This window comes from Enterobacter sp. 237C8, from assembly GCF_034106865.1.
Taxonomy (GTDB): domain Bacteria; phylum Pseudomonadota; class Gammaproteobacteria; order Enterobacterales; family Enterobacteriaceae; genus Enterobacter; species Enterobacter asburiae_B.
In genome coordinates this window covers 1,608,309-1,635,180 of record NZ_JAWNDF010000001.1, presented here as the reverse complement: position 1 = coordinate 1,635,180, position 26,872 = coordinate 1,608,309, and the positions used below count along the sequence as shown (strand labels likewise).

25 protein-coding genes are annotated in these 26,872 nt (G+C 55.3%); 18 read left to right on the top strand and 7 right to left on the bottom strand.

Translation table 11 applies throughout. The features are described 5' to 3' along the window. Position 1 precedes the first annotated feature (1 nt). The 5 genes from sapD to pspF form a co-directional block, all read right to left on the bottom strand. Positions 2-994: a putrescine export ABC transporter ATP-binding protein SapD gene (gene sapD, locus USF70_RS07945; protein ID WP_033145732.1), complete on the bottom strand. Its 993-nt coding sequence runs from the start codon at positions 992-994 to the stop codon at positions 2-4. Then, entirely contained in the window at positions 994-1,884 is an 891-nt protein-coding gene (sapC, locus tag USF70_RS07940; protein WP_320735515.1) for a putrescine export ABC transporter permease SapC, read from the bottom strand. The genes sapD and sapC overlap by 1 nt, the downstream gene beginning before the upstream one ends. Then, complete coding sequence (gene sapB / locus USF70_RS07935) at positions 1,871-2,836, bottom strand: putrescine export ABC transporter permease SapB (RefSeq protein WP_023312049.1); 966 nt, start codon at positions 2,834-2,836, stop codon at positions 1,871-1,873. The genes sapC and sapB overlap by 14 nt, the downstream gene beginning before the upstream one ends. Beyond that, positions 2,833-4,473, bottom strand: a complete 1,641-nt coding sequence (sapA, locus tag USF70_RS07930) for an ABC transporter substrate-binding protein SapA (RefSeq protein WP_048976563.1) — start codon at positions 4,471-4,473, stop codon at positions 2,833-2,835. The genes sapB and sapA overlap by 4 nt, the downstream gene beginning before the upstream one ends. Before the next feature lie 88 nt (positions 4,474-4,561). Further along, positions 4,562-5,539 (bottom strand): phage shock protein operon transcriptional activator, encoded by a 978-nt coding sequence (pspF, locus tag USF70_RS07925; protein ID WP_320735514.1) that lies wholly within the window; start codon positions 5,537-5,539, stop codon positions 4,562-4,564. 166 nt (positions 5,540-5,705) lie between these two features. Between pspF and pspA the strand changes: the two genes are divergently transcribed. The 15 genes from pspA (at position 5,706) to USF70_RS07850 (ending at position 20,141) form a co-directional block, all read left to right on the top strand. Then, entirely contained in the window at positions 5,706-6,374 is a 669-nt protein-coding gene (pspA, locus tag USF70_RS07920) for a phage shock protein PspA (protein WP_029740507.1), read from the top strand. A gap of 49 nt (positions 6,375-6,423) precedes the next feature. Further along, positions 6,424-6,648 (top strand): envelope stress response membrane protein PspB, encoded by a 225-nt coding sequence (pspB, locus tag USF70_RS07915; RefSeq protein WP_023312045.1) that lies wholly within the window; start codon positions 6,424-6,426, stop codon positions 6,646-6,648. Next, positions 6,648-7,007: an envelope stress response membrane protein PspC gene (pspC, locus tag USF70_RS07910; RefSeq protein ID WP_023312044.1), complete on the top strand. Its 360-nt coding sequence runs from the start codon at positions 6,648-6,650 to the stop codon at positions 7,005-7,007. The genes pspB and pspC overlap by 1 nt, the downstream gene beginning before the upstream one ends. A gap of 12 nt (positions 7,008-7,019) precedes the next feature. Continuing rightward, complete coding sequence (pspD, locus tag USF70_RS07905; protein WP_023312043.1) at positions 7,020-7,244, top strand: phage shock protein PspD; 225 nt, start codon at positions 7,020-7,022, stop codon at positions 7,242-7,244. A gap of 197 nt (positions 7,245-7,441) precedes the next feature. Then, positions 7,442-9,139, top strand: coding sequence for a sugar phosphorylase (locus USF70_RS07900; protein ID WP_320735513.1), 1,698 nt, complete (start codon positions 7,442-7,444; stop codon positions 9,137-9,139). A 14-nt stretch (positions 9,140-9,153) separates the two neighbouring features. Beyond that, complete coding sequence (locus USF70_RS07895; protein WP_033145727.1) at positions 9,154-10,446, top strand: ABC transporter substrate-binding protein; 1,293 nt, start codon at positions 9,154-9,156, stop codon at positions 10,444-10,446. 22 nt (positions 10,447-10,468) lie between these two features. Continuing rightward, entirely contained in the window at positions 10,469-11,350 is an 882-nt protein-coding gene (locus USF70_RS07890; RefSeq protein WP_023312040.1) for a carbohydrate ABC transporter permease, read from the top strand. Next, on the top strand, positions 11,337-12,179 hold the full coding sequence (locus USF70_RS07885) for a carbohydrate ABC transporter permease (protein WP_033145725.1): 843 nt from the start codon (positions 11,337-11,339) through the stop codon (positions 12,177-12,179). The genes USF70_RS07890 and USF70_RS07885 overlap by 14 nt, the downstream gene beginning before the upstream one ends. A 28-nt stretch (positions 12,180-12,207) precedes the next feature. Then, entirely contained in the window at positions 12,208-13,260 is a 1,053-nt protein-coding gene (locus USF70_RS07880) for a zinc-dependent alcohol dehydrogenase (RefSeq protein ID WP_094935714.1), read from the top strand. A 17-nt stretch (positions 13,261-13,277) separates the two neighbouring features. Continuing rightward, entirely contained in the window at positions 13,278-14,066 is a 789-nt protein-coding gene (locus tag USF70_RS07875; protein ID WP_320735512.1) for a sugar phosphate isomerase/epimerase, read from the top strand. An 11-nt stretch (positions 14,067-14,077) separates the two neighbouring features. Then, the gene (locus USF70_RS07870) at positions 14,078-15,136 is read left to right on the top strand and encodes a Gfo/Idh/MocA family protein (protein WP_094935712.1); all 1,059 of its coding nucleotides are present in this window, start codon (positions 14,078-14,080) and stop codon (positions 15,134-15,136) included. Beyond that, entirely contained in the window at positions 15,130-17,409 is a 2,280-nt protein-coding gene (locus USF70_RS07865; protein ID WP_320735511.1) for a glycoside hydrolase family 65 protein, read from the top strand. Before USF70_RS07870 ends, USF70_RS07865 begins: the two co-directional genes overlap by 7 nt. Next, positions 17,399-18,064 carry a beta-phosphoglucomutase gene (pgmB, locus tag USF70_RS07860; RefSeq protein ID WP_232937839.1) on the top strand — a complete coding sequence of 222 codons (666 nt, stop codon included), beginning with the start codon at positions 17,399-17,401 and terminating at the stop codon, positions 18,062-18,064. Before USF70_RS07865 ends, pgmB begins: the two co-directional genes overlap by 11 nt. A gap of 13 nt (positions 18,065-18,077) precedes the next feature. Continuing rightward, on the top strand, positions 18,078-19,160 hold the full coding sequence (locus tag USF70_RS07855; protein ID WP_087822715.1) for an ABC transporter ATP-binding protein: 1,083 nt from the start codon (positions 18,078-18,080) through the stop codon (positions 19,158-19,160). A gap of 66 nt (positions 19,161-19,226) precedes the next feature. Next, positions 19,227-20,141 (top strand): OmpG family monomeric porin, encoded by a 915-nt coding sequence (locus USF70_RS07850; protein ID WP_047060998.1) that lies wholly within the window; start codon positions 19,227-19,229, stop codon positions 20,139-20,141. 34 nt (positions 20,142-20,175) lie between these two features. Here USF70_RS07850 and USF70_RS07845 read toward each other — a convergent pair whose 3' ends face one another. Next, a complete protein-coding gene (locus tag USF70_RS07845; RefSeq protein WP_047060997.1) occupies positions 20,176-21,186 on the bottom strand; it encodes a LacI family DNA-binding transcriptional regulator in 1,011 nt (336 codons plus the stop codon). Between the two features lie 155 nt (positions 21,187-21,341). On the opposite strand from USF70_RS07845, the gene USF70_RS07840 reads away from it, so the two are divergent. The 3 genes from USF70_RS07840 to tyrR all read left to right on the top strand — a co-directional run bounded on the left by USF70_RS07840 (position 21,342) and on the right by tyrR (position 25,442). Next, the gene (locus USF70_RS07840) at positions 21,342-22,739 is read left to right on the top strand and encodes a YcjX family protein (protein ID WP_320735510.1); all 1,398 of its coding nucleotides are present in this window, start codon (positions 21,342-21,344) and stop codon (positions 22,737-22,739) included. Further along, entirely contained in the window at positions 22,736-23,788 is a 1,053-nt protein-coding gene (locus tag USF70_RS07835; protein ID WP_033145715.1) for a YcjF family protein, read from the top strand. The genes USF70_RS07840 and USF70_RS07835 overlap by 4 nt, the downstream gene beginning before the upstream one ends. A gap of 112 nt (positions 23,789-23,900) precedes the next feature. Then, positions 23,901-25,442, top strand: a complete 1,542-nt coding sequence (tyrR, locus tag USF70_RS07830) for a transcriptional regulator TyrR (protein WP_023312028.1) — start codon at positions 23,901-23,903, stop codon at positions 25,440-25,442. 36 nt (positions 25,443-25,478) lie between these two features. Here the strand turns inward: tyrR and USF70_RS07825 are convergent, their stop codons facing one another. Then, positions 25,479-26,687 carry an aldose 1-epimerase family protein gene (locus USF70_RS07825; RefSeq protein WP_320735509.1) on the bottom strand — a complete coding sequence of 403 codons (1,209 nt, stop codon included), beginning with the start codon at positions 26,685-26,687 and terminating at the stop codon, positions 25,479-25,481. Positions 26,688-26,872: the final 185 nt, after the last annotated feature.

The window sequence follows — 26,872 nt, the reverse complement described above, 5'->3', positions numbered from 1 at the left end:
TTCACTCTCTCTCCATGTTCAGCGGGAAATGACAGGCGTACAGATGATTCTTGGCCCCGGTCAGGCGTGGTGTTTCGATACATTTACGCTGAGCATAGGGGCACCTTGGCCCCAGACGACAGCCTATCGGCAGGGATTCCAGCAGCGGAATCGCCCCCGGCAGGGTATTCAGGCGGCTCTTATGCGGCATCGCGCTGCCAAAATCCGGAATGGCGCGGATAAGCGCCTGCGTATACGGATGATGCGGCGCGCCGATCAGATCTTCACTCGGCGCGGTTTCGACCGTTTGCCCGCAGTACATGACGTCAATTTTATCCGCCCATTTGCTGAGCATTTGCAGGTCATGGCTGATCAGCAAAATGGTGGTGTTGTTATTCTGGTTGAGACGCGACAGCAGGCGGAAAATTTGCGCCTGCGTGGTGGGTTCCATCGCGTTGGTGGGCTCATCCGCAATCAGCAAACGCGGCTGATTTGCCAGCGCGATGGCAATCATCACTTTCTGACATTCGCCGTCGGTCAGCTCATAGGGGAAGCTGCGCATCGCATCTTTGTGATCTTTAATCCCAACGCGGTGTAAAAGCTCGATGGCGCGGCGCTTGCGCCAGCCAACGCGTTGCCACCAGCGGCCTTTATAGGTCCAGCCGGGAATGTTCTGCATGAGCTGTTTACCCACGCGTTCGGACGGGTCGAGACAGGACTGCGGCTCCTGAAAAATCATCGAGACGTTATGCCCGACAAGCTTACGCCGCTCGCGGGGGGAGAGACGCAGCAGATCGATATCGTCAAAACGCATACGGTCTGCCGTCACGCGCCAGTTGTCTTTCGCCACGCCGCAGATAGCCTTGGCAATCAGGCTTTTTCCCGAGCCGGATTCCCCCACCAGCCCGCGTATTTCACCCTCTGCAAGGGTGATGCTGATGCGATCGACGGCTTTAACCCAGCCTTCACCGGTTTTGAATTCGATGGTGAGGTTGCGAATATCAAGAAGCGGCATTATTGCACCCCCGCGTTAATTGCACGGCGAATACCGTCGCCCAGCAGGTTGATAAGCAGCACGCTCACCATAATGGCCGCACCCGGCAGCATGACCGTCCAGGGTGCCACGTAGATCAACTCCAGCGCGTCGCCGAGCATCGCACCCCATTCGGGCGACGGCAGCTGTGCACCGAGGTCGAGGAAACCGAGCGCCGCGATGTCCAGGATCGCCATCGACAGGGCGCGGGTGATCTCAGTGACCAGCCCGGCGGCGATGTTGGGCAGTACGGCAAACCACAGAATGTTAAAGGTCGTCGCGCCGTCCAGACGCGCGGCAACGACGTACTCTTTTTCCAGTTCATCATGCACCATGCTGTAAACCGAGCGCACGATGCGGGGCAGGATAGCCAGCCAGACGGCGAACATGGCATGCGACAGATGCGGACCGGCAAAGGCAACAACAATGATTGCCAGCAGCAGGGACGGGATCGACAGCAGGGTATCCAGAATGTGGTTAAGGACCGCCGAACGCAGGCCATGGCTGGATCCCGCAAAAATACCGAGCGCCAGCCCGCAGATCGTAGCCGCGAGCGTCACCACAAATGCGCCGCCGACCGTCGGGGCTGCACCGCTCAGCAGGCGGCTCAACACGTCACGTCCGAGGTCGTCCGTTCCCAGGAAGAAAGAGACTTCACCGTAGCGCGACCAGGACGGCGGCAGCAGCTGATAGCCAAGGAACTGCTGGTCGATGCCGTACGGCGCGAACCACGAGCCAAAGACGCAAAGCAACACCAGGCCGGCGCAGCCGTAAAGGCCGATCATTGCCGTGGTGTCACCATAGAATTTACGCCACACGGTACGCAGCACGCCGGGCGTGCGCTTTTCACTGTATACGCTATCGTAAGGCATACCATTCCTTATGCTTCAATGGGTTAGCCATGGCACCCAGAATATCGGACAACACGTTAACAATAATCACCAGCGAACCAATCACCATCACGCCCGCAGAAATAGCGGCGTAGTCCTGCTGGCGGATGGCGTTAATCAGCCATCGCCCCAGGCCCGGCCAGCTGAAGACCATCTCGGTGATCATCGCCAGCGTCAGCATGGTGGAAAACTGTAATCCCAGACGCGGAATAACCGGCGGCAGCGCGTTGTGCAGGACGTTGCGGCGCAGTATGGTCAGGCGTGACAGCCCGCGAGTGGCGGCGGCTTTGACGTAGTTCTGGTCAAACACTTCAATAGTGCTCAGGCGCATCAGGCGGATCACTTCGGTTGTTGGCGCAACCGCCAGCGTCAGAACCGGCAATACCATATGGCGCACGGCGCTGACGATCATCTCATGGCGCCACACCGAATCGGACAGCCATGCGTCAATGATGGCAAAACCCGTCACCGTTTTAACCGTATAGAGCAGGTCAAAACGACCCGAAACCGGCAGCCAGCCCATCGTCAGCGAGAAGAACAGCGTCAGCAGCAGCGCCAGCCAGAATACCGGGATGGAAAAGCCGAACAGGGCGAGGGCGCTGATAAACTTATCCTGCCATTTGTTGCGATAGATCCCGGCCAGCATACCCACGGGGATGCCGACCATCAGGGCAAAGCCGAAGGCCAGAATGCACAGCTCCATCGTGGCCGGGAAAACCTCTTTCAGCTGCTGGGAAATCAGCTGCCCGTTGATGCTGGACACGCCGAAATCCCAGTGCAGCAGCCCGTTAAACCAGAACAGCCAGGCATCCCACAGCGACGACCCCTGGAGCGGGGCGTGGGGCGTGAAATAGCTCAGGCTGAAGCCGACAAAGTTCAGGAAAAAGAGCGTCACCAGCAGCAAAAGGAGCCGACGTAAGGTAAAAATAATCATGGTTTTTTCACCTCTTGTTCTTTTTCACGCGACACGCCGGCGAACGAGGCGTTGCCGAACGGACTCAGCACCAGGCCTTTAATATCGTAACGATAGGCCTGAAGACGCAGGGAAGAGGCCAGCGGCAGCACCGGCAGTTCCTGGGCAAGGATCTTCTGCGCTTCATCATAGGCGTCGATGCGGGAGGCCAGCTGCTGGGAAGCCAGCGCTTTTTGCAGCACGGCGTCAAACTCCCGGTTACACCAGTGGGCGTAGTTGGTCTGCGAATTTATCGCCGCACAGCTTAGCAGCGGCCGGAAGAAACTGTCCGGATCGTTACTGTCGGTCGCCCAGCCGGTCAGGGTTAAATCATGATTCATGTCCATCAGGCGCGCCTCCTGGAAACGGCCCTCAACCGGTACGATGATCACTTTGACGCCCACCTGCGCCATATCTGCCTGCAGCAGTTCGGCGGTCTTGAGCGGGCTCGGGTTCCACGCCTGGGAGCTGGTTGGCACCCAAAGCTGCAAAGTGAGGTTTTCCGCCCCCAGCGCCTTCAGCTGTTCACGCGCTTTTGCCGGATTGTATTCCGTAATTTTAGCTTCACCGTCATAGGCCCACGAGGCGCGTGGTAAAATTGAGGCGGCGGTTTCCGCCGTGCCGTAGTAGATCGACTGCATCAAACGCTGGTTGTTAATCGCCAGCGCCAGAGCGTGGCGTACGGCAGGGTTATTCAACGGCGGCTTATCCGTGTTAAAGGCCAGATAAGCGATATTCATGCCGGGGCGTAACGTCAGGCGCAGGCGCGGATCGTCACGCAAAATGGTGAGCTGGCTGGCCGCGGGCCAGGCGAGCACGTCGCACTCCCCGGTGAGCAGTTTCGACAGACGTCCCGTTCCACCTGAACCGAGATCGACCACCACCTGCGGCATCAGCGGGGTGCCGCGCCAGAAATGCTCATGACGCTGCAGACGAATATACTGCCCGGCGCGGTATTCAGCGAGCTGGAACGGACCGGTGCCGACCGGCTGACGATCGAGTAACTCCTGACGATCTTTTTTCGTCAGGTTCGCCGCGTATTCAGCAGACATGACTGACGCATAGTGGGTCGCCAGATGCCAGAGGAAGGAGGCATCCGGGCGCGTCAGCGTAAATTCAACCGTCCGATTGTCCAGCTTGCGCACGCTTTTGACGGTGTCAGCAAACTGCAGGCTGTCGAAATAGGGGAAATTATCCCCGTTAACGTTATGCCACGGGTGGTTGCGGTTAAAGATGCGCTGGAAGGTAAAGACCACGTCATCTGCGTTCAGCTTGCGCGTGGGGGTAAACCAAGGCGTGCGCTGAAACGCGACGTCATCGCGCAGGTGAAAACGGTAGGTTGCGCCGTTATCCAGCACTTCCCAGCTTTCCGCCAGCTCAGGCACCAGACGGTAGGTGTATGGGTCAACATCAAGCAGACGGTCGTAAAGCTGCGCGGCCAGGGTATCCACGATCAGGCCGCTGCCCGCTTTTTGCGGGTTGAAGGTATCAACCTGGCCGCTTACGCAATAGACAAAGCCGCTGTCACGAATGTCAGGCTGGGGAGTTTGCCCGGGCGCGGCAAAGGCCAGGCTGCTAAACAGACCGAGTGCTAAAAAGGACGATAAAACCAGACGCATAATTTTTAAGGTTTTTAGGTTCGATCTGCAAAGTGTATCGCACTTACGCCTGCTTCGTAAAAATGTCTGCAGGTAAGTGCTGATATTGTCAGCGCATTTGATGCTTTTTGAGCAATGCCCTTAACTGATGGTAGGTCAGACCCAGCAGTTCAGCCGCCCGTTTCTGGTTATATTTTGCCGTCTTCAGGCTTTGCTCCAGCAGCTGTTTCTCCTGATCGTTCTGGAACTGGCGTAAATCAAGGGGGAGAGTAGGGACATCGTCTGAAGACGCTGGCGCGGGCAGCGGCGGCGCGCTGCGCTGAAAAGGATCGATAATGATATTGTCCAGCTCCGTCTCGCTGCTGCCGTGACGATAGACGGAGCGCTCCACGACGTTTTTCAGTTCACGGATATTTCCCGGCCAGTGGTAAGCCAGCAGCGTCTCTTGCGCATAATCGCTGAAGCCGGGGAACAGCGGCAGTCCGAGCTCGCGGCACATCTGAATCGCAAACTGGTCTGCCAGCAGCATGATGTCGCTTCTGCGCTCGCGCAGGGGTGGAAGCTGAACGACGTCAAAGGCCAGGCGGTCAAGCAGGTCGGCACGGAATTTCTCCTCCGCCACCATCTCCGGCAGGTTGGCGTTCGTGGCGCACACCAGGCGTACGTTAACCTGCAGCGGCTGGCTGCCGCCGACGCGCTCCAGCTCGCCGTACTCAATCACGCGCAGCAGTTTTTCCTGCACCAGCATGGGCGCGGTGGCCAGCTCATCCAGAAACAGCGTACCGCCGTCGGCGCGCTCAAAGCGTCCGGGATGGCGTTTCTGGGCGCCGGTAAACGCCCCCGCTTCATGGCCGAAGAGCTCGGTGTCGAGCAGGTTTTCATTCAGCGCCGCGCAGTTAAGGGAAATGAAGGGGCCATCCCAGCGCCCGGAGAGGTAATGCAGACGGTTGGCTATCAGCTCTTTCCCCGTTCCGCGTTCACCGACGATCAGCACCGGTTTATTGAGCGGCGCCAGGCGAGAGACCTGTTCCAGCACTTCGAGAAAGCTGTTTGCTTCGCCGAGTAAATTGTCTTTGTATCCGGGCATGATGAAATTAACCACTCCTTAGCGATATTCACCAGGGAAGGATAGTCTGTTGCTGCGCAAAAATCAATCAGACTCTGAAAAATCAATAAGATAAAAACCTGGCATGATGTTTGTATTATCCGTACAGCAGGGCATCGCCCGATAACAGAACTATGAGGATTAGATTATGGGTATTTTTTCTCGTTTTGCCGACATCGTGAACGCCAACATCAACTCACTGCTTGAGAAAGCGGAAGATCCGCAGAAGCTGGTACGTCTGATGATTCAGGAGATGGAAGACACGCTGGTTGAAGTGCGTTCAACCTCTGCCCGCGCGCTGGCGGAGAAAAAACAGCTTACGCGTCGTATTGAACAGGCAACCGCTCAGCTGAACGAATGGCAGGAAAAAGCGGAGCTGGCGCTGCGTAAAGACAAAGAGGATCTGGCCCGTGCGGCGCTGATCGAAAAACAGAAGCTGGCTGATATGGTCGCGACGCTCGAGCATGAAGTCACGCTGGTGGATGACACGCTCACCCGTATGAAGAAAGAGATTGGTGAGCTTGAAAATAAACTTAGCGAAACCCGCGCGCGTCAGCAGGCGCTGACCCTGCGTCACCAGGCGGCAAGCTCTTCCCGCGACGTGCGTCGTCAGCTGGACAGCGGTAAGCTTGATGAAGCGATGGCGCGTTTTGAATCGTTTGAACGTCGTATCGACCACATGGAAGCGGAAGCCGAAAGCCACGGCATCGGCAAGCAGAAGTCGCTGGATCAACAGTTCGCCGATCTGAAGGCTGATGATGAAATCAGCGAGCAGCTGGCGGCACTGAAAGCCAAAATGAAGCAAGACAACCAATAATAATTCCTGCGGCACCTGAGCGTGCCGCATCATAAGACAAGGAGTACACATGAGCGCGCTTTTTCTGGCCATTCCCCTGACAATTTTCGTGCTGTTCGTTTTGCCGATTTGGCTATGGCTGCACTACAGCAACCGTTCTTCTCGGGGCGAACTCTCCCAGAGTGAACAACAGCGTCTGGTGCAGCTCTCCGACGAGGCGAACAAAATGCGCGAACGCATTCAGGCGCTTGAAGCCATCCTGGATGCTGAGCATCCAAACTGGAGGGACCGTTAATGTCTGGACTGAATCTGAACAAAAAGCTGTGGCGTATTCCACAGCAGGGCATGGTGCGCGGCGTTTGTGCCGGGCTGGCTCACTATCTTGATGTTCCGGTCAAGCTGGTCCGCGTGGTCGCGGTGCTATCGATCTTCTTCGGCCTGGCGTTTATTACCCTGGTGGCCTACATCGTCCTGTCGTTTGTTCTTGACCCGATGCCGGAAGGAGAACTGGCTGCGGAGGGAGCCCCGACCAGCAGCGATCTTCTCAATGCCGTTGATGAGCAACTCGCCGCCGGTGAGAAGCGGCTACGGGAAATGGAACGCTATGTCACGTCGGATACCTTTACGCTGAGAAGTCGCTTTCGTCAGCTTTAAGAGAGAGATGAGATGAAACAACACTGGCAACAGGCCGGTCAGAAGGTAAAACCCGGCCTGAAAATCGCAGGTAAACTGGTCCTGCTGACCGCGTTACGGTTCGGCCCGGCAGGTGTGGCGGGTTGGGCGATCAAATCCGTTGCCCGCAAACCGGTCAGAATGGTGCTGGCCGTGGCGCTCGAACCGCTGCTGCAAAAGGTGGCAAAACGGCTATCTCGCCGCTACTTATCCCAATAATTCCCGCTGGCGTTAGCCCTTTCCCTGACGGGGGAGGGACTGGCGACGGTTAACCGCATTTCCTCTTTTCCCGGTTCTTTCTTTGCGGCAGCTCACAATATTGCGCTGAGCTGCTTTGCAATCACCTTTTTCTCCTTTCTGGTCCGTTGACAGATATTTTTCATGGGAGTAGATTGCCACTCCGTGGGACCGCTACCATGGAAAATGAAATGAATACAAAAATTAAAGAACTCATTAATCTTGTTTACGGGGAAACGTTTTCTGACGCCCATCTTAATGTGCTGCTGGAAAATATTGGAAATGCCGCTTCTGTTATTACGGAAAAACGTAAAACGGGTTGGGATGAAAAAGACGTTGTCCTGATTACCTATGCCGATCAGTTTTCAGCGAAAGGGGAGAAGGCGCTACCGGTGTTTACACGTTTTTATAACAGGTGGCTTTCTCGTTCTTTTTCTCATGTTCATCTCTTGCCTTTTTATCCATGGTCTTCGGACGACGGGTTTTCGGTTATTGATTATCACGAGGTTGCACCGGAAACCGGAACGTGGCGAGACGTTGCCGAATTAAAACAGTCAGCCAGTTTAATGTTCGATTTCGTATGCAACCATATGTCAGCCAAAAGCAAATGGTTCGCTAATTACCTGAAGCAAATGCCAGGATATGAAGATTTCTTTATTTCTGTCGATCCTGAAACAGACTTATCCGCGGTGACGCGTCCGCGTGCCTTACCGCTTCTTACACCTTTCACGCTGCATGACGGCAGCGTGCGACACCTGTGGACCACCTTCAGCGAGGACCAGGTCGATCTCAATTTCGCCTCTCCGCAGGTGCTGATCGCGATGGTCGACGTGCTGCTGCATTACCTGATTGAAGGGGCGCGATACATTCGTCTGGATGCGGTGGGATTCATGTGGAAAATACCCGGAACAAACTGCATCCACCTTGAGCAAACTCACCAGCTCATCCAGCTTTTCCGCGCGATTACCGAGGCTGTCGCCCCTGGAACGGTGATTATTACCGAGACGAACGTTCCGCATAAAGATAACGTTGCTTACTTCGGTGACGGCGAAAATGAAGCGCAAATGGTTTATCAGTTCTCTTTGCCCCCGCTGGTGCTGCATGCGGTGCATTCTCAGGACGTCGGGACGCTGAGCCAGTGGGCAGCGTCGCTGACGTTGCCTTCCACTAAAACCACCTGGTTTAACTTCCTGGCCTCGCATGACGGGATTGGTCTGAATCCGTTACGCGGGATTTTACCCGAGTCGGAAATCCTCTCGCTTGTGGAAAAACTTCAGGCTGAAGGGGCGTTGGTTAACTGGAAAAATAACCCGGATGGTACACGCAGTCCTTATGAAATTAATGTGACCTATCTGGATGCTTTAAGTACGCGTGACGGTCTTGATAGCGATCGGATTGCCCGGTTTATTCTGGCGCATGCCGTCCTTTTAAGCTTCCCCGGCGTGCCTGCGGTTTATATCCAGAGCATTCTCGGTTCCCGTAATGATTATGCAGGTGTTGAACGCCTGGGATATAACCGTGCGATTAATCGTGAGAAATACACGGCAGGGCAAATTGATAGCCTGCTTGAAGATAAAAATAGCCTGCGTTCTCAGATCTATTGCTCGTTAAGCCAGTTAATCGCGCTGCGTCGGGCGGAGAAAGCATTCCATCCTGACAGTGAAGCTTATTTCAGTGCGTCAGGTAAACATGTTTTAAAAATCGTTCGCGTGGCGGATTGTGGTGAGAAAGTAACGGCGCTGTTTAATTTCAGTGATGGCATTCAAACGATGGAATCCGATATTCATTCCGGAACGGAGTTGATTTCCGGGAAAGATATTACAGATAAAACGCTGACCCTATATCCATGGCAGGTGTTGTGGATTAAAGAAAACTAAAAAGGACCTTAAAAATGAAAATGCCCAGAATTGTGCTGATTTCAGCACTGGTTTCGTGCGCCTTGTTATCAGGGTGCAAGGACGACAAAAAGTCTGCTGTCACTATTGAGTTTATGCACTCGTCAGTCGAGCAGGAGCGCCAGGCGGTTATCACGAAGCTTATCGAAAAGTTCGAGAAAGAGAACCCTGGCATCACGGTGAAACAGGTGCCGGTCGAAGAGGATGCCTACAACACCAAGGTTATTACGCTCGCCAGAACGGGCGCGCTGCCAGAGGTGATTGAAGTCAGCCATGACTACGCGAAAGTCATGGACAAGGAACAGCTGCTGGATCGCAAAGCTATCGGCGAAGCCATTAAAGCGGTAGGCGAGGACACCTTCTATGACGGCATCTTGCGTGTTGTTCGTACGGAAGACGGTTCTGCCTGGACGGGTGTGCCAGTCAGCGCCTGGCTATCCGGCGTCTGGTATCACAAAGATGCACTGGCTGCGGCGGGTATCCAGGAGCCGCATAACTGGGCGCAGCTGCTGAAAGCCAGCCAGAGCCTTAACGACCCGGCCAAAAAACATTACGGCATTGCGCTGCCCACCGCCGAAAGCGTGATGACGGAGCAGGCATTCTCCCAGTTTGCGCTTTCCGGCGGCGCGAACGTTTTTGATGCCAAAGGGAACGTCAACATCGATACCCCTGAAATGGCAAAAGCCCTGGCGTTTTATAAAGATCTGGCCGCGACCACCATGCCGGGTTCAAACGACGTCATGGAGATCAAAGATGCCTTCATGAACGGTTCTGCGCCGATGGCGGTTTACTCCACCTACATCCTTCCGGCGGTATTCCAGGACGGAAACCCTGCCAACCTGGGCTTCGTCGTCCCAACAGAAACCTCTTCTGCCGTTTACGGCATGGTCACGTCGCTGACGATTACCACCGGTCAAACCGAAGATGAGACCCAGGCGGCTGAAAAGTTTGTGACCTGGATGGAGCAGGCTCAAAACGCAACCGACTGGGTCATGATGTCGCCCGGCGCGGCACTGCCGGTGAACAAGCTGGTGGTGGGCACCGATACCTGGAAAAACAACGATGTGATTAAAGCGTTTGGGCAACTGCCTTACGAACTGATTGCGCAGTTCCCGAATGTGCAGGTATTTGGCGCCGTGGGCGACAAAAACTTCACACGCATGGGCGATGTTACCGGGTCCGGCATCATCAGTTCCATGGTGCATAACGTCACGGTGGGGAAAAAAGATCTCAGCAACACGCTTAGTAACAGCCAGAAGCGTCTGACCGATCTGATTTCACAACGATAGGAGCGCTCTGCGGAAGGAAATTATGAAGACGTTGTTTTCTGGTCGTTCAGATATGCCTTTCGCCATGCTGCTGTTGGCCCCCAGCTTGATTTTGCTGGGGGGCCTGGTGGCCTGGCCAATGATTTCCAATATTGAAATCAGTTTCTTACGTCTGCCGCTTAACCCGCGCATTAGCGCTGTGTTTGTCGGGCTGGATAATTACATTCGCATTCTCAGTGATGCAGCATTCTGGCACTCGCTGTGGATGACGTTCTGGTACACCGCACTGGTGGTGATCGGCAGCACGGGGTTGGGGCTGGCGGTGGCGATCTTCTTTAACCGTGAATTCCGTCTGCGGAAAACGGCACGTTCACTGGTGATTTTATCCTACGTCACCCCGTCCATTTCGCTGGTGTTTGCATGGAAATACATGTTCAACAACGGCTACGGCATTGTGAACTATCTGGGCGTTGACCTGCTGCATCTGTATGACCAGGCGCCGCTGTGGTTCGACAATCCTGGCAGCAGCTTTGTACTGGTGGTGCTGTTCGCCATCTGGCGCTACTTCCCGTACGCGTTCATTTCGTTCCTCGCGATTTTGCAGACCATTGATAAGTCGCTGTATGAAGCGGCGGAAATGGACGGCGCGAATGCCTGGCAGCGTTTTCGAATCGTTACGCTGCCCGCGATTATGCCGGTGCTGGCAACGGTGGTGACGCTTCGCACTATCTGGATGTTCTACATGTTTGCGGATGTCTACCTGTTGACGACCAAGGTCGATATTTTGGGCGTCTATCTGTACAAAACCGCATTCGCTTTCAACGATTTGGGTAAGGCTGCGGCGATTTCTGTCGTGCTGTTCGTGATCATCTTCGCGGTGATTCTGCTGACCAGAAAAAGGGTAAACCTCAATGGCAACAAATAAACGCGTACTGAGCCGTATTGGTTTTTATCTCGGGCTGGCGGTGTTTCTGGTCATCACGCTGTTCCCGTTCTTCGTGATGCTGATGACGTCATTTAAGAGTGCGAAAGAGGCGATATCGCTTAACCCGACCATTTTGCCTCAGGCGTGGACGCTGCAGCATTACGTCGACATCTTTAACCCGCTGATTTTCCCGTTCGTGGACTATTTCAAAAACAGCATGGTGGTGTCGCTGACCTCCTCGGTGATTGCCGTATTTCTCGGCACGCTGGGGGCTTACGCCTTGTCCAAACTGCGTTTTAAGGGCCGCACGACGATCAATGCGAGTTTCTACACCGTCTACATGTTCTCCGGAATATTGCTGGTGGTGCCGCTGTTCAAAATCATCACTGCTCTTGGGATCTACGACACCGAGCTGGCGCTGATTATCACCATGGTGACCCAAACGTTACCGACAGCGGTGTTCATGCTGCGCAGCTATTTCGACACCATCCCGGACGAAATCGAAGAAGCCGCGATGATGGACGGCCTGAACCGCCTGCAAATCATCTTTCGCATCACCGTGCCGCTGGCGATTTCCGGGCTTGTATCGGTGTTTGTCTACTGCTTCATGGTGGCGTGGAACGACTATCTGTTTGCGTCCATTTTCCTGTCCAGCGCCAGCCATTTCACCTTGCCGGTTGGGCTGAACACGCTCTTTAGCACGCCAGATTATATCTGGGGTCGCATGATGGCGGCATCGCTGGTGACGGCGCTTCCGGTGGTCATCATGTACGCCCTGTCTGAACGTTTTATTAAAAGTGGTTTGACCGCCGGTGGCGTGAAGGGCTGAGGCGGCCAATTTTAACAAGGAGTCAGTCATGAAAAAATTAGTTGCGACAGCGCCACGCGTGGCGGCGCTGGTGGAATATGAAGATCGTCCGGTTGCCGTCCATGAAGTGAAAATTCGCGCCCGCTTTGGCGCGCCTAAACACGGTACCGAAGTGGTGGATTTCCGCGCCGCCAGTCCGTTTATTGACGAAGAGTTCAACGCGGAGTGGCAGATGTTCACGCCGCGTGAAGAGGGGGCGGCCCGCGGGATCGAATTCGGTAAGTTCCAGCTGGGCAATATGATTGTTGGCGAGATTATCGAATGCGGTGCTGACGTCACGGAATACCAGATCGGCGACAGCGTCTGCTGCTACGCACCGCTGCAGGAAACGGTGATCGTTAACGCGGTGAATAACTATAAGCTGCGCAAAATGCCGCAGGGCGCCTCCTGGAAAAACGCTGTTTGCTACGATCCGGCGCAGTTCGCCATGAGCGGCGTGCGTGATGCCAACGTTCGCGTGGGCGACTTTGTTGTCGTGGTCGGTCTGGGAGCCATTGGGCAAATTGCGATCCAGCTGGCGAAAAAAGCCGGTGCGTCAATCGTCATCGGCGTCGACCCTATCGAACACCGCTGTGAGATTGCCCGCCGTCATGGGGCAGACCACTGTCTGAACCCAATCGGCACCGATGTCGGTCTGGAAATCAAAAAGCTGACCGGGAAGCAGGGCGCGGACGCGATCATCGAAACCAGCGGCTTTGCAGATGCGCTGCAGTCCGCGCTGCGCGGGCTCGCCTATGGCGGCACTATCTCCTACGTAGCCTTCGCGAAACCGTTCGCGGAAGGCTTTAACCTCGGCCGCGAAGCGCATTTCAATAACGCGAAGATTGTCTTCTCCCGCGCCTGCAGCGAACCCAACCCGGATTACCCGCGCTGGAACCGTAAACGTATTGAAGAGACCTGCTGGGAACTGCTGATGAACGGCTATCTAAATTGTGAAGATCTCATCGACCCGGTAGTCACCTTCACCACCAGCCCGGAAAGCTACATGAAGTATGTCGATCAGCACCCGGAACTGAGCATCAAAATGGGCGTCACTTTTTAAGCTAAGGAAAGCAAAACATGAAAATCGCAACACAAAATCAGGCCTTTTTCCCGGTCAATATCAAGGAGAAATTCGAGTACATCAAAGCGATGGGTTTTGATGGCTACGAAATTGACGGCAAGCTGCTGGTGGAAAACCTCGCCGAGGTAAAAGCGGCGATTAAAGCCACCGGTCTGCCGGTGACGACGGCCTGCGGCGGATACGATGGCTGGATTGGCGACTTCATCGAAGAACGTCGTCTGAACGGGTTAAAGCAGATTGAACGTATCCTGGAAGCGCTGGCGGAAGTGGGCGGCAAGGGCATTATCGTGCCTGCTGCCTGGGGGATGTTTACCTTCCGTCTGCCGCCAATGACCTCCCCACGCAGCCTGGACGGTGACCGCAAAGCCGTAAGCGCCTCCCTGCGCTGTCTGGATGAGGTGGCGGCGCGCACCGGAACGACCGTCTATCTGGAGCCGCTGAACCGCTATCAGGATCACATGATCAACACCCTGGCTGACGCGCGCCGCTATATCGAAGAGAACGGCCTGAAGCACCTGCAGATCATCGGCGATTTCTATCATATGAACATCGAAGAAGACTCGCTGACGGATGCGCTGCATCAGCACCGCGATCTGCTGGGCCATGTGCACATCGCAGATAACCACCGCTACCAGCCGGGCAGCGGCAGCCTCGATTTTGCCAGCCTGTTCGCTCAGCTGCGTGCGGATAACTACCGGGGTTACGTGGTGTATGAGTGCCGTGTTCGCGCCGAGGATCCGGCTCAAGCATACCGGGACTCGCTCACTTACTTGCGTAAATGCTAAGGATGTCGAGCGTGATGAGTGCTTCTACACCTTCGCCTCTGCGCGTCGCCATCATTGGTGCCGGACAGGTCGCGGATAAAGTGCATGCCTCGTATTACGCCACGCGCAGTGATGTTCAGATGGTGGCTGTCATGGACAGCCATCCTGAACAGGCTCGGGCGTTTGCGGAACGTCATGGTATTCCCTCGGTATGGCAGGATGCGCGAGAGATGCTCGAGGCGGTTAAGCCGGATGTGGTAAGCGTCTGTTCGCCTAACCGGTTCCATTTCGGGCACGTCATGGCCGCGCTGGAAGCAGGCTGCCACGTGATGTGTGAAAAACCGCCAGCTATGACGCCGCAGGAAGCCGATCGGATGCGCATGGCCGCGCGCAAGGCGGGAAAAGTGCTGGCGTATGATTTTCACCATCGTTTTGCTCTCGATACGCAACTGCTGCGTGAAGCTGTGATGAAGGGGGCGCTGGGAGAAATTTATTACACCACGGCGCAGGCGTTACGCCGCTGCGGGGTTCCCGGCTGGGGCGTCTTTACCAACAAAACGCTTCAGGGCGGTGGGCCGCTGATTGATATCGGCATCCATATGCTCGATGCCGCGATGTACGTGCTGGGGTTCCCGGCGGTAAAAAAGGTGACGGCACACAGCTTCCAGAGGCTGGGAAACCGTAAAAGCAGCGGCCAGTTTGGCGAGTGGGATCCCACGCAGTTTACCGTTGAAGATGCCCTGTTTGGCACCATTGAGTTTTGCAACGGCGGCATTTTGCGTCTGGACACGTCGTTTGCGCTCAATATCCGTGAACAATCCATCATGAACGTCGCATTCTGCGGCGAAAAGGCTGGCGCCATGCTGTTCCCGGCGCACATCTACAACGACGAAGCCGGTACTTTAGTCACCCTCACGCAGCGTGAAGAGGCTGACGATCGGCGTCATATGCGCAGTATGGATGCCTTCGTACGGCATGTGCAGGGAGAACCCGTCATGATCGCTGATGCGGAGCAGGGGCTGGTTATCCAGCAGCTCGTCGCCGCGCTGTATGAATCAGCAGAAACAGGGGAAAGCGTGACGTTATGCTAAACGTGTCTGTATTAACCGACCCGGGCTTTTGTCCACACAGCCTGAATAAATACGCCTCCATCATGGCCTGCGGTAATGGCTACATGGGGATCCGCGCTGCGCACGAAGAAGATTACACCCAGCAAACCAGAGGCATGTATCTTGCGGGCCTCTATCATCGTGCTGGTCGCAACGAGACCACTGAGCTGATCAATCTGCCGGATATCATCGGTATCGATGTTGAGCTGGATGGCGTCAATTTCACGCTCCTGTCAGGCGAAATCCTCGAGTGGCAGCGCGAGCTGGCGTTTGCTAATGGGGAGCTTCGTCGCAGCGTCGTCTGGCGCTCGCCTGACGGGAAACGCTATCGTCTGGAGAGCCGTCGTTTTGTGTCGCTAGACCAGTTGCCCTTAGTGGCCATGCAGCTTTCGATTACACCGCTCGATGCCGCCACGCAGGCCGTGCTGCAAACCGGCATTGACGCAACGCAAACGAACAGCGGCAGACAGCATCTGGATGAAATGTCGGTCAGAGTGTTCGACCAGCAATATATGCAGGGCGTGTATGAAACGCAGGACCGCGCGTCTGAGATTGTTGTTTCAGCATATTGTCAGCTCTCCGCGAAGAGCGATAGCTGTTTCACCGCCAAAAATCGTCGTCTCAGCGTTCATCATTCGCTGACGATTGCTAAGGGTGACACTGTCACGCTTGAAAAAATCGTCTGGGTGGCACATCGCAGTGATAAAGCACTGTCGCAGGCCTCGTTCGCCCGAAACGCGCTGGCCGATCTTAAGGTCTGTGCGGCAAGAGGCTACGACGCCTTGCTTGAGAGTTCGGCGTGTGCCTGGCAAGAGGTCTGGTGCGATGCTCGGGTGGAGGTGGAGTCTACGGAACATCAGGATCAGATGGCGCTGGATTACGCCGTCTGGCATTTGACGACCATGACGCCAACCCATGATGAGCGAAGCAGTATCGCCGCCAAAGGGCTGACGGGAGAGGGGTATAAAGGCCACGTCTTCTGGGATACCGAAATTTTCCTGCTGCCTTTCCATCTCTTCACGCGACCTCAAATCGCTCGTAGTCTGCTGCGCTATCGTTGGCTCAACCTGGCCGGGGCGCGGGAAAAAGCCCGTCGCAACGGCTGGCCCGGCGCGTTGTTCCCATGGGAAAGCGCCGCCAGCGGGCTGGAAGAGACGCCGGAGTTCGCGGCTATCAACATCCGAACCGGCACGCGCCAGAAGGTGGCCTCCGCGCTGGCGGAACACCACATCGTGGCGGACATTGCCTGGGCCGTCGTCGCTTACTGGCAGGCGACGCAGGATGAGACCTTTATGCGAAACGAAGGCCTGACGCTGCTGATGGAAACCGCCGCGTTCTGGATGGGCCGCGCGACGGAAATTAATGGTCGTCTCGAAATCCATGACGTTATCGGACCGGACGAATACACCGAGCATGTGAACAACAACGCGTATACCAACTATCTGGCCTGGCACAACGTCGCCTGCGCTCGCCAGTTTATGGCGATGTTTGGGCGCGAGGATGAAGGTTTTACGCAGAAAGCGACACGGTTCCTGACGTGCTTATGGCTGCCGGAGGCCAATCCAGACGGTGTGATCCCGCAGGATGATACCTTCATGGCCAAACCGGCCATCGATCTCAGCCGCTACAAAGCCAAAGCGGGTAAGCAGACCATTCTGCTCGATTATTCCCGCGCGGAAGTCAACGACATGCAGATCCTTAAGCAGGCTGATGTGGTGATGCTTACCTACCTGTTGCCGGAGCGGTTTACCCCGCAGCAGTGTGCCGCCAATCTGGCGTTCTATGAGCCCCGCACGATCCATGACTCTTCGCTGAGCAAGGCCATTCACGGCATTGTGACTGCCCGCTGTGGTGACGTCGAAGGAGCCTACGCCTTCTGGCGCGATGGCGTCGCTATCGATCTTGGGGACGACCCGCACAGCTGCGATGACGGAATTCACGCCGCTGCGACCGGCGCTATCTGGTCCGGCGTCATTCAGGGCTTTGCCGGTATGCAGATAGTGGATGGGGAGCTGCATCTTTCGCCCAGGTTGCCGGCCCACTGGCGAAGACTGGCATTCCCGCTGCGCTGGCGAAATGCAACGCTGCACTTCACCTGTGAAAACGAGGTGTTAACCATTGAAGCTTCGGCACCTTCCATGCTGACGCTGTGGGGCAAGACGCTACACGTATCGGGGCGGACAGTTTGCGCTTATAAGGATTTTCTTGCACCTGTTAATGGGACCGCTACCACGGAGGGGCGCCATGACGCTTAAGGCGGTTGTATTCGATCTGGACGGTGTGATCACCGATACCGCACACCTCCATTTTCTGGCCTGGCGTGCAGTGGCGGATGAAATCGGCATCACCTTCGACGAAGTGTTTAACGAACAGCTGAAAGGCATTAGCCGCATGGATTCCCTGCAGCGCATCCTGAAGCATGGCGGGAAAGAGGGGATGTTCAGCCATGAGCAGTACCTCGCGCTGGCGACGAAAAAGAACGCGCTTTATGTCCAGTCTCTGGCGTCGCTGACGGAGGATTCACTGCTTCCCGGTATTCGCGACGTGCTGGCGGATATCCGTGCGGCGAAGGTCAAAATTGGGCTCGCCTCCGTTTCCCTGAATGCCCCGGGGATCCTGCACGCGCTGGGCATTCATCAGGCCTTCGATTTTTGTGCCGATGCTTCCCGTATTCGCCGTTCAAAGCCAGACCCGGAGATCTTCCTTGCTGCCTGTGCAGGCCTGAATGTGCGTCCTGACGCGGCTATAGGTATCGAAGATGCACCTGCAGGCGTTGAGGCGATCAACGCGGCGGGAATGCTATCGGTTGGGATTGGATCTGGCCTGAACCATGCGGGTTTACAACTTCATTCAACGCGGGAACTGACCTGGAAATGCCTGACCGAGTTTTGGGCATCCCGGACGTATTGATAAGGAATTAACAATGGCTCAACTGTCCCTGAAACACATTCAGAAAATCTATGATAACCAGGTCCACGTGGTTAAGGATTTCAGTCTCGAAATCGAAGACAAGGAGTTCATCGTCTTCGTCGGGCCTTCGGGCTGCGGGAAATCCACGACGCTGCGCATGATTGCCGGTCTGGAGGAGATCAGCGCGGGTGAACTGATTATTGACGGGGTGTGCATGAATGACGTGCCCGCCAAGTCTCGCGATATCGCGATGGTGTTCCAGAACTATGCGCTTTATCCGCATATGACGGTCTACGACAACATGGCGTTCGGCCTGAAGATGCAAAAAATTGCGCCTGTGGTTATCGACGAGCGCGTTAACTGGGCGGCACAGATCCTCGGATTACGCGAGTACCTCAAGCGTAAACCGGGCGCGCTGTCCGGCGGCCAGCGACAGCGCGTGGCGTTGGGCAGGGCGATCGTGCGCGAAGCGGGCGTGTTCCTGATGGATGAACCGCTCTCCAACCTTGATGCCAAGCTTCGCGTGCAGATGCGGGCTGAAATCAGCAAGCTGCACCAGAAGCTCAACACCACGATGATTTACGTGACTCACGACCAGACGGAAGCCATGACGATGGCGACCCGAATCGTGATCTTAAAAGACGGCATTATTCAGCAGGTTGGCGCTCCGAAGCAGGTGTACAACGAACCGGCAAACGTGTTTGTTGCTGGGTTTATCGGATCGCCAGCCATGAACTTTATTCGCGGTGCTATCGACGATCGCTATTTCGTCACGGAAACGCTGCGTCTGGCGATCCCGGAAGACAAGCTCGCTTCACTGAATGCCGCAGGGTATCAGCGCAAAGCGGTGGTATTTGGGATCCGCCCGGAAGATATTCTCACTCTGCAGAGCAGTGGTAAAAATATCGCGGCGAAAGTCAGCGTAGCCGAACTGACCGGCGCAGAATTTATGCTTTACGCCACCGTTGGCGGTCATGAGCTGGTGGTTCGCGCTGGCGCGGCGAATGATTATGCCGCAGGGGATAATATCAATATCCAGTTCGATATGAATAAGTGCCATTTCTTCGACGCTGAAACCGAAGCGGCTATTAGATAAGAAAGGTGTTCGCCGGAAATGAAAATTTCCGGTTTTTTTGTTTGTTACTTATAAAGGGAAAATTAAATGAGTACTCTACTAAGAAGTGCTGCGCTCGTTCTGTGCGCAGGAGTTAGCTGTGCACAAGCATCAGAAGCAGCTAAACAGTGGGAATTTAATATTGGCGCAATGTATGAAATCGAAAACGTTGAGGGGCAGGGCGACGATAAAGATGGATTATATGAACCTTCCGTATGGTTCAATGCAACCTGGGATGCGTGGACTATTTCGCTGGCGATGTATCAGGAGGGGCCGGTTGATTACAGTAGTATGACCCGTGGAACCTATTTCGATCGTCCTGAATTTCAATTACGCTATCGCTTTATCGGAACCGATAATTTCACCTTCGGTCTGACCGGCGGTTTCCGTAATTATGGTTATCACTTTAAAGATGAGCACGGTGCCAAAGACGGCAGCGCTAATATGCAGCGCTACAAAGTTCAGCCTGACTGGGATATTAAATTAACCGACGACTGGCGTTTTGGCGGCTGGTTTGCCATGTATCAGTTTGCTAACGATCTGCAAAAAACCGGCTATGCTGACAGCCGCGTTGAAACCGAAACGGGTTTTACCTGGACCATTAACGAAACCTTTGCGGCTAAAGTGAATTATTATTTAGAGCGCGGCTTCAATATGGACAGTTCCCGTAATAACGGCGAATTTTCTACTCAGGAAATTCGTGCCTATCTGCCCATTTCGTTAGGCCAGACCACCTTAACGCCTTATACCCGCCTGGGGCTCGATCGCTGGTCTAACTGGGACTGGCAGGACGATCCTGAGCGTGAAGGACACGATTTCAACCGACTCGGTCTCCTCTACGCTTACGATTTCAACAATGGTTTATCCATGACGCTGGAATACGCCTATGAGTGGGAAAACCACGATGAAGGCGAAAGCGACCGCTTCCACTATGCGGGGGTTGGCGTAAACTACGCGTTCTGACCGACTGCACGCCAGGGGCACTTCGCCCCTGGTTTTAGCGAAGGGAAGCAGCCAACAAAAAGTGGGTATCAACCAGCACTTTTTGCGGGGCGGGATGACCCGCAATACGCCTGAAAAGAAGATCGCAGCTCTCTTCCCCCAGCTTTCGGGTGGGGATATCAAAGCCGCCAGGTGCGGGCGTTAAAATGAGAGACAGCATCGGGTCACTGTATCCGGCTATCACCACCTGCTCCGGGATCATCAGGTTCAACTCATCCGCCGCGCGATAGAGGCTAAGTAACTTCATGCTGTCGGTAGCGAATACTGCATCAGGCGGCGTGGGTGAAGACAACAATTCCAGCGCCGCCGTAAGCGCACTCTCATGGGTATAACCGCCATCCCTGATCCAGTCCGGGTTAAGGGCAATATGGTGCTTTTCCAGACTGGCTTTATAGCCCGCAAGGCGATCGATCGAAACATGATAATCAAGCGGGGCATGCAGACAGGCAATTTTACGGCGTCCGTTTTTAATAAAGGTTTCGGTCAGCGTGGCGCTGTCATGGAAATTATCCGTGTCGACGGAATAGATATTTTGATACTCACCTTCCACTTTACCGATAACCACTACCGGTACGCCATACGCATCCAGAGTGGTGAAAAAGGATTCATTTGCCGGTGAGCTCAGCATAATGATCCCTTTGATCATCTTCTGTTTTATTTTACTCACGCATTTCAGCAGATCGTCTTCGCTGCTTTTTGACGTTTGTAAAATAACGTCAAATCCTTCTTCTTCCGCTTTTGCCGTAATGGCATGCAGGACATCGGAGAAAAAAGGATTACCGGCAGTGGTTTTGGTTGAACGGGTCGAAATAACCATAATGGCATCGAAGCCTGAAGAAGTCAGGGCGCGGGCCAGTTTGTTGGGCTGATAATTTAATTCGTCAATCGCCTTCAGCACTTTTTCACGCGCTTCGGGAGAAATATTCGTTTGTTTATTCAGAACGCGGGAAACGGTTGATTTCGATACGCCCGCAACCCGTGCGATATCATAGATGGTGGGTGACATACACCTTACTCACTCCGGACTGACAGCAATACCGTTCATCTTACTGGAGAGAAAACGGCAATAGCAATAAATAAGAATTGATAATCAACGATCTGCCCCCATTTATTGTATTCTGAAGCCATGCATTCAAGGCTTCCAGGCAAAGAAGGACGGCGATGAAGCGACTTAAAAACGAAATCAATTCACTGGTGAACCGCGGCGTTGACCGTCATCTGCGTCTGGCCGTGACGGGGCTGAGCCGCAGCGGTAAGACGGCGTTTATCACCGCGATGGTGAACCAGCTCCTGAACCTGCACGCCGGGGCGCGTCTGCCGCTGCTCAGCGCGGTGCGGGAAGAACGCCTGCTGGGCGTGAAGCGCGTTCCTCAGCGTGATTTTGGGATTCCACGTTTTACCTATGACGAAGGGCTGGCGCAGCTCTATGGCGATCCGCCCATGTGGCCGACGCCGACGCGAGGGGTGAGTGAAATTCGCCTCGCGCTGCGCTTTCGCTCCAATGAATCCCTGATGCGCCACTTCAAGGATACTTCTACGCTGTACCTTGAAATCGTCGATTACCCCGGTGAATGGTTGCTCGACCTGCCGATGCTGGCGCAGGATTACCTCAGCTGGTCCCGCCAGATGACGGGCTTGTTACAGGGGCAGCGCGCCGGGTGGTCGGCCAAATGGCGACAGCTGTGCGAAGGCCTGGACCCGCTTGCGCCGGCCGATGAAAACCGTCTGGCGGCCATTGCCGAAGCCTGGACGGCGTATCTGCACCAGTGCAAACAGGAAGGGTTGCACTTCATTCAGCCGGGTCGCTTTGTCCTGCCGGGTGATTTAGCGGGCGCGCCTGCGCTTCAGTTCTTCCCCTGGCCGGACGTGGACGGGGTGGGCGAGTCGAAGCTGGCGCAGGCCTACAGGCACACTAACGCCGGGATGCTGCGCGAGCGTTACAATTACTACTGTGAAAAAGTGGTCAAGGGATTCTATAAAAACCATTTCTTGCGATTTGACCGTCAGATTGTGCTGGTGGATTGTCTGCAGCCGCTCAACAGCGGGCCGCAGGCCTTCAACGATATGCGCCTGGCGCTGACGCAGCTGATGCAAAGTTTTCACTACGGGCAGCGGACGCTGTTTCGCCGTCTGTTCTCACCGGTGATCGATAAACTGCTCTTTGCGGCCACCAAGGCCGATCACGTCACGGTCGATCAGCATGCCAATATGGTATCGCTGCTGCAGCAGCTGGTGCAGGACGCCTGGCAAAACGCCGCCTTCGAAGGGATCGGCATGGATTGCCTTGGGCTTGCGTCCGTGCAGGCAACGCAAAGCGGGCTGATTGATCTTAACGGCGAGAAAATACCGGCATTACGGGGGAACCGGCTCAGCGACGGTGAACCGCTTACCGTCTATCCGGGCGAAGTGCCTGCGCGGCTGCCGGGTCAGGCCTTCTGGCAGAACCAGGGCTTCCAGTTTGAAGCCTTCCGCCCGCAGGCAATGAGCGTCGATCGGCCATTACCACACATCCGTCTGGATGCGGCGCTGGAGTTTTTGATTGGAGATAAATTGCGATGACGGAACCGTTAAAACCGCGCATAGACTTTACCGGAACGCTTGAGCATGATCCTCAGGAGGCGTTTAAAACCGCGCAGACGTTCAGCGGCACGCAGGCTGATAACTTTGCCCCGGCCCTGACCGAGGAGCCCGGCGTCGAGGAAGGTCCTGCTGAGGCCGTTGTGGAAGCCGCCCTGCGTCCAAAACGCAGCCTGTGGCGCAGGATGGTCACCGCCGGTCTGGCGCTGTTTGGCGTAAGCGTGGTTGGGCAGGGCGTGCAGTGGACGATGAATGCCTGGCAAACTCAGGACTGGGTCGCGCTGGGCGGATGTGCCGCGGGCGCGCTGATTGTGGGAGCGGGTATCGGGTCGGTTGCCACCGAGTGGCGGCGGCTCTGGCGTTTACGCCAGCGCGCGCACGAGCGTGATGAAGCGCGGGATCTGCTCCACAGTCACGGCACCGGTAAAGGCCGCGCGTTCTGTGAAAAGCTGGCCAGCCAGGCCGGAATCGATCAGTCGCATCCGGCGCTTCAGCGCTGGTATGCCGCCATCCATGAAACCCAGAATGACCGGGAAGTGGTGACGCTCTACTCCCATATGGTTCAGCCGGTGCTGGATGCCCAGGCGCGACGCGAGATCAGCCGTTCTGCGGCGGAATCCACCCTGATGATTGCCGTCAGCCCGCTGGCGCTGGTCGATATGGCCTTTATCGCCTGGCGTAACCTGCGCCTGATCAACCGTATCGCGAACCTTTACGGCATAGAGCTGGGTTACTACAGTCGACTCCGGCTGTTCAAGCTGGTCCTGCTCAATATCGCGTTTGCCGGGGCGAGTGAACTGGTGCGCGAAGTCGGAATGGACTGGATGTCGCAGGATCTGGCGGCGCGTCTTTCCGCTCGTGCCGCGCAGGGTATCGGCGCGGGATTATTGACCGCGCGTTTGGGGATTAAAGCGATGGAAGTCTGCCGTCCGCTGCCGTGGATTGATGGCGATAAGCCCCGGCTGGGGGATTTCAGGCGCGAGCTGATCGGCCAGCTCAAAGAGACGCTCAATAAAAAACCGGCTCCGTGAGGTTTTGTTCACTTATCGTGCTGGCTGTCAATATTTGTTGACAGCCATCTTCCCGATCACCGTGTTCTGGCATATCATTTTACTGTTATTGGCTTAAAACGGTGAATTTCCCATGCGTCTTGAAGTCTTCTGTGAAGACCGTCTCGGTCTGACCCGCGAGTTACTCGATCTTCTTGTTTTACGTAGCATTGATTTACGTGGCATTGAGATCGATCCTGTCGGGCGAATTTACCTCAATTTTGCCGAAATTGAATTTAATACCTTCAGCAGCCTGATGGCGGAAATCCGCCGTATCGCTGGCGTTACGGATGTACGCACCATTCCCTGGATGCCCTCTGAGCGTGAACACCTGGCGCTGAGCGCGCTGCTGGAAGCGATGCCTGAGCCGTTCCTCTCCCTGGATTTGAAAAGCAAAGTTGAGCGCGTCAACCACGCGAGCTGCCAGCTTTTCGCGCAGAGTCAGGAGAAGCTCAGCAATCATAACGCCGCGCAGCTGATCCCCGGCTTTAACTTCCAGCGCTGGCTGGACAGCAATCCGCAGAACACGCTTAGCGAGCATGTGGTGATTAACGGGCAGAATTTCCTGATGGAGATCACGCCGGTCTATCTGAAAGGGGAAGGGAATACCCGCGTGTTGACCGGGGCGGTGATCATGCTGCGCTCGACGTTACGCATGGGGCGCCAGCTGCAAAACCTCTCCAGTCAGGATGTCGGCGCGTTCAGCCAGATTATTGCCGTCAGCCCGAAAATGCGTCATGTGGTTGACCAGGCGCGCAAGCTCGCAAGCCTGACCGCGCCGCTGCTGATTACCGGGGATACCGGCACCGGGAAAGACCTGCTGGCTCACGCCGTGCATCTGGCGAGCCCGCGTGCGGCTAAGCCTTATCTGGCACTTAACTGCGCCTCTATTCCGGAAGATGCCGTTGAAAGCGAGCTGTTTGGCCACGCTCCAGAAGGCAAGAAAGGGTTCTTCGAGCAGGCTAACGGTGGCTCCGTGCTGCTTGACGAAATCGGCGAAATGTCGCCGCGCATGCAGGCTAAGCTGCTGCGTTTCCTGAACGACGGAACCTTCCGCCGCGTCGGTGAGGATCACGAAGTGCATGTGGACGTGCGCGTCATTTGCGCCACCCAGAAAAACCTGGTGGAACTGGTGCAAAAGGGGATCTTCCGCGAAGATCTCTATTACCGCCTCAACGTCCTGACGCTGAATATTCCCCCGCTGCGCGATTGTCCGCAGGACATCATGCCGCTAACGGAGCTGTTCGTCGCCCGCTTTGCCGACGAGCAGGGAGTGCCGCGTCCGAAGCTGTCTGCCGATCTCGGCACGGTGCTCATGCGCTACGGCTGGCCGGGCAACATTCGTCAGCTTAAAAACGCCGTTTATCGTGCGCTGACCCAGCTGGAAGGCTATGAACTGCGTCCGCAGGATATTCTGTTGCCTGATTACGACGCGGGGACGGTATCGGTTGGCGAAGAGGCGATGGAAGGTTCGCTGGACGATATCACCAGCCGTTTTGAGCGTTCAGTGCTGACGCAGCTGTACCGCAGCTATCCCAGCACCCGCAAGCTGGCAAAACGCCTTGGCGTCTCGCATACCGCGATCGCGAACAAGCTGCGTGAGTATGGGTTGAATCATAAGAAAGGCGACGAATAACAAAAAGCCTCTGTAAAGAGGCTTTTTACTTTATGGTTATTCCTTCGCCATAGGCGTGCTAACGATTTCTGTTTTTGTCTCTCCCTGAATCGATGCAATCCTGTTTTCGACCTCTTTCACCTGCTGCGGGCTGTGCAGCAGGGTATAGGTCAGGTCAAACTGCGCGCTGGCACCGGGCTGCAGCTGCTTAACCCGCTTCTGCTCGCGTTCAATCGTCACGGGGTAGGCGTAGCTGGTGCCTGGCTCAATGCCCGTGACGTAGCCCTGCTTCAGCGTGTCGGTGTTCTTCCATAAGGTCAGCACGGGCAGCTGGCGGGTATCAAACTGGATTGACGCGCCTTTATCTCCGGCTTTATTGACCACCGCCGCAAGCGTTTCGTGGTTATTGTCCGCGAGCGGTTTAATGTTAAAGACCATCTCATCAAAGCCTTTTGTCGGCCCGGCATAGGTTTGCCAGTCGTTAACCCCCGCTTTGGCGTAGTCATTGAACGGGCTCACGCTCGCCGCCGGCGCAAGGAAACGCGCGCCTTCTTCAAGGATCGGCGTGCCGAAGTTGCTGTGATAGATGATTTGGTAATCGTGAGGGTAATCCGCATGGTTGGTCAGAACATCGTGCAGGCTGAACTGGTTAGTTCCGGGAACGTAGCGCAGTTCGGTCATGGTTTGCAGATCCGATTTTTTAAACGTGCTCTCTTTGATCAAACCCCGAACGCGGATTTCATGCGGGGCGGCATCGGCGATTTCAACCTCGACCTGCGAAACGGGGGTATTACCGGCCCTGCCGTGCAGGGTGTAAATTTGCCCGTCCGCGGTGACCGGATGTCCTGTCCACTCATAGCCACAGCGCACCATCATCTCGTTGAAACCATCCAGCCAGCCGAGACCGTTGCGGCTCTCAAGATTGATATATGCCGGATTAACGACCTCTTTAACGGGCGAATTCCACCCCAGTCGGGTGCCAAAGCCTTCTACATGCAGAAGGTTCATCCCGCGGGTCGGGCTCAGGGTGATGGTGAGGCCATCTTTGCTGCTAATAATGATGACTTTGCTGCCTTCCTGTTTACCACCGTGTAAGACTTTTTGCTCAATGCTGAACGTTTGGTCTTTAACTTTCAGCTCATCACTGGAAATCTTCCAGTTTCCTTTCTCTACGCTGCTTTCAGCGCTTGTCAGCACCCAGGTTTTAGCCGCTGCATGGCCAGAAATCAGTACCGCAAGGAGCGTAAAAGCGAATTTAATCTTCATATTTTATCCTTTTTGCTGAAACGATTATTTTCTTTCGTAAGCAAATCTAATGTTTAGGCAAAAAGGGAAATGTGATGTGCTTCACTGCGGTCGGAAATAGAGGATTTTAACGATTATTATGCGTTATTGATCACGTTAATGTTACGCGTCGACATTTTTATTGCATGATTAATGTGATTTGTGAA